Source organism: Allorhodopirellula heiligendammensis (genome assembly GCF_007860105.1).
GTDB classification, from domain to species: domain Bacteria; phylum Planctomycetota; class Planctomycetia; order Pirellulales; family Pirellulaceae; genus Rhodopirellula; species Rhodopirellula heiligendammensis.
In genome coordinates, this window is the sequence record NZ_SJPU01000023.1 from 1 (window position 1) to 3,765 (window position 3,765).

Sequence of the window (3,765 nt, forward strand, 5' to 3'; positions counted from 1 at the left end):
CGATGGCTCATCCAGAGAAAGTCCGCAGCTATCGCGAGGCTGAATCCCTGGCCCGAGCCGCCAAGACCAAAGAACGCCGAGCACGCCGCCGGAAACTAGCCCGCAAATAGTTCTGCCGAACGCTTACACTCACGCTGCGAGGTTAAGTAGCTTCTCAACTGCTCGCGGTCGACGTCACTGGCCTTCAAAGGTCGCGTAGGAACAGACTCTTGGCTGGTCAGATCCATCAATGATGGGCTGTTAACCGTCCAAACCAGATCGCGGACAAAACATTCGGTTTCTTGCATCCTATCAGCATATCGAAACCTCTTCATACGACGCTAGCTGGGCTCAGTGATGCGGGCGAGATGGATCAAAGGGGTTGGGGGCCGTTCAATTGACCACCAGCCCCTTTTTTCCCAACATTTCGCCATCGCTCCAGCTAAACCATTGCGTGGTTGAGCCAATCCTTGAAACGAGTTGAACCGAGACGCGGTGATTTGTAGGGAGTGAGGCTTTGATCGTTCACTTCGGTTCCGAAGTAGCGGGCATGCGAGTCGGTCGTGACTTGGCGACTGTCCTGGTGGGCGAACAAGTAGCTGCGCACGAGATCATCCATACGAATTAATTCAGGGCCCGCAAGATCGATGGCATCCATAAGCGGCTCTTCGATGGCGACATCGGCAAGTGCTGCCGCGACATCATCCGAGACAATGGGCTGCATCATGGCAGGCGGTAGACGCACCGAATTACCTTCTGTGCCCGCATCCGCAATCGCCCCGACGAACTCGAAGAACTGAGTGGCACGAACAATCGTGTACGGAATCTGCGACGCTTTGATCAAATTCTCCTGGACCATCTTCGCGCGAAAGTAGCCACTCGACTGCAATCGTTCAATACCAACAACCGATAGTGCAACGTGATGCAGCACTCCGGCCGCGGCCTCTGCGGCGAGCAAGTTCCGTCCCGACGTTTCAAAGAAGTGCATGACGGCGTTGTCTTCAAACGATGGCGAGTTTGCCACATCAACGACAACTTGGACGCCTTGCATCGCTTTGCAGAGTCCTTCACCAGTGAGCGTGTTGACACCCGACGACGGTGAAGCTGCGATGACGTCGTGTCCCCGATGACGAAGGATGGCGACGAGTTTCGAGCCGATTAACCCACTTCCACCGATAGTGAGAATTTTCATGGTTCTACCTTTTAGTTTGTTGCCAGTACTTCGGCGTGGTGAAAATTTTGAGTGAATGAGGGGACGTTCAGCGTGCAGCGAGAGGCGGCTGATAGTCTCCCGGAGCCGTCCTCAAGGCGATGTTGACGCGATTCCAGGCGTTGATCGCGGCGACGATCCATGCGAGATCGGAAAGTTCTTGTGGATTGAACTGCTTGCGAGCCAGTTCATGGATGTCGTCTGGCACACTTCGATCAGCGACCCGTGTGAGTTCTTCCGCCAGCTGCAGACCGACTTGTTCACGTTCGCTGTAGTACGGACTTTCTCGCCAGGCCGGTAAGCCATAGAGTCGCTGTTCTGTTTCGCCATCCGCTCGCGCATCTTTCCAATGCATATCGATACAGTAGGCACATCCATTGATTTGCGAGACGCGAAGTTTAATCAGCTCGCGTAATGGTTTCTCGATGCTGCATCGCGTGAGATACTTTTCCACACCAAGCATGCTACGGTAGGCCTCGGTACTGGACTTGTCTGGGGTGGTAACCATTTGAGTCTCCAATTGTTTGAGTTGAGGTAAAGTGGTGCCGCGTGCTGCACCAAGACTGCTCTCGGTGTCTTCTGCACCAAGGACGCCGGAGCGATCCGGTTTGTGACAAACGCCAGAAATTCTTTCCGAATGCGTTGCCCAACACAAAAATTCTGCTTCCGCAGTCACAAATCCATTGCCGCGAGCGTCCTTGCTAGGGAGACATTCGGCAATTCGCCGCTCATCGCTACTTGGACCGCAAGAAAGAAGAAAATGAACTGGTTAAAAGCACTTTTCGCGATCACAATTCCCCTGGCAATCGGCGTTGCGACTGCAGATAATCCTCACGAAGACGGCGAGAGGGTACGAGTCCTTTCAGTACAAGACATCCAGGAAAGGGTTGAAGGAAAGCAGTCAAAAGCGACAATGGTGGAGGTGACGATTGGACCGGGTGAGAGCGGTCTGGCGCATCGTCACCCGGGACCGGGATTCGTCTATGTACTTGAAGGCGAATACGAACTGGGGATCGATGACAAGCCAACCAAGTTGTACCAGGCGGGCGAGACTTTTTATGAACCCACGGGATGCTTGCACCGTGTGTCGAGAAATCCGTCAGCAACCGGACAGACGCGTCTGATTGCGGTGGTACTGCATCCACACAATATCGATGAGATCGCGGTTCCGGTCGAAAAGCATGAGTAGGTAATCCGGGCAACTTCAGGAAACTGAAGCGGCGTTTTGGGAGAGGTCAATGGCTATTTCGTTTGTAGATGAGACTGGTAGTGGCACGCTTGATGACGCCGAAGAACTGCGTCCGCGAATGATGTCGGTCGCCTATCGGATGCTGGGCAGCGTCGTCGACGCCGAGGACGCGGTACAAGATGCGTTCCTGCGATTGCATACCGCCCACGACGTCAGGTCGCCAGAGGGATTTCTGATCCGCACGACCACCCGACGCTGCATCGACAAATTGCGTGCTGAACGCCGTCGTGAATCGTACATCGGACCTTGGGTTCCCGAACCCATAGACAGCTCTGCGGCTACGAATGACGCAAATTTGCAAGAGTCTCTGAGCCTGGGATTTCTCATTATGCTCGAGCGTCTATCGCCGATGGAGCGCGCAGCGTTTGTGCTGCGGTCGGTCTTTGATTATGAATACCCCGAGATCGCCAAGATTCTGGAGAAATCCGAGACCCATGTCCGAAAAATCGTCAGCCGCGCCAAAGAACATTTGACAGAAGGTGCGCCGCGTTTTCGCCCGCCGCGCGAGAAAGCATTCGAGCTGGCAGAACAGTTCGTTGCCGCCTGTCGGGCCGGCGACGCCAAGCTCGTCGAACAATTCTTGACGGCAGATGTCGAAGTCCATTCCGATGGCGGCGGCAAGGTGACGGCGGCGCGTGTGGTGATTCGGGGCCGCAACCGCATTGCTCGTTTCCTCGCGAAAGTCTTTCACCTCAAGCGTCGCGACTACGATATGCACTCAGCCGTCGTGAACGGAGAGCCCGGCGTCGTGTTTACCCTAGGTGGCAATGTGGTGCATGTCGCTTCGGTGCGCGTCGAGGATGGCGTCAGGGGCGTGTACATGTGCTTAAATCCAGAAAAGCTCACACGCTGGTCCATCGCAAAACTCGAGTAGCAATCGTTCACCGCACGCCTTGGGTGGGCCGCTCCAGTTTGGGCTAGAACTCTGCGCTGCCCCCCATCAAATGGAAACTCGTGTCGATTTGAGAGACGTTTGGCCGCCTCGTTCGGTCTGCCAATTCGCCGAACAATGCGATGGCGGCACGGCTTCTTCGAAAGTTCTTATTCGTCACGCTCACGAATATCTTAGAACCACGGATGGATCCAACGGGCTGTGGATTAAACGGGTTGGGGGTCGTTCAATTGACCCTCCGCTCCATTTCCCTCCTTCTCCTTCTCCTTCTCGACTGGAAAAACTAAAAACTGATCCGGCGTCGGCCGCGAATGGCACGTAGTTTTCGCTAACTCTTTTCCCTGAAACGACATATACAAGAAAGGCCTCACTTGCTTAGATGGGTTTACCACAACTTCATCTTCGGCAAGGAGGCCTTTGCGATGGGCAGTTTGA

The 3,765-nt window shown here is 54.7% G+C and carries 4 protein-coding genes; 2 read left to right on the top strand and 2 right to left on the bottom strand.

Annotated elements, in window-relative coordinates:
• Positions 1 to 421: 421 nt before the first annotated feature.
• Both Poly21_RS26660 and Poly21_RS26665 read right to left on the bottom strand, forming a co-directional pair.
• Positions 422 to 1,171: an SDR family oxidoreductase gene (locus tag Poly21_RS26660; protein WP_146410109.1), complete on the bottom strand. Its 750-nt coding sequence runs from the start codon at positions 1,169 to 1,171 to the stop codon at positions 422 to 424.
• Positions 1,172 to 1,238: 67 nt separating this feature from the next.
• Positions 1,239 to 1,697 (bottom strand): carboxymuconolactone decarboxylase family protein, encoded by a 459-nt coding sequence (locus tag Poly21_RS26665; RefSeq protein ID WP_146410110.1) that lies wholly within the window; start codon positions 1,695 to 1,697, stop codon positions 1,239 to 1,241.
• Between the two features lie 252 nt (positions 1,698 to 1,949).
• Here Poly21_RS26665 and Poly21_RS26670 point away from each other — a divergent pair, with 252 nt between their 5' ends.
• Together Poly21_RS26670 and sigJ are read left to right on the top strand one after the other, a co-directional pair.
• Complete coding sequence (locus Poly21_RS26670; protein ID WP_302120781.1) at positions 1,950 to 2,378, top strand: cupin domain-containing protein; 429 nt, start codon at positions 1,950 to 1,952, stop codon at positions 2,376 to 2,378.
• Between the two features lie 49 nt (positions 2,379 to 2,427).
• Entirely contained in the window at positions 2,428 to 3,312 is an 885-nt protein-coding gene (gene sigJ / locus Poly21_RS26675; protein WP_146410112.1) for an RNA polymerase sigma factor SigJ, read from the top strand.
• The last annotated feature ends 453 nt before the right edge of the window (positions 3,313 to 3,765 follow it).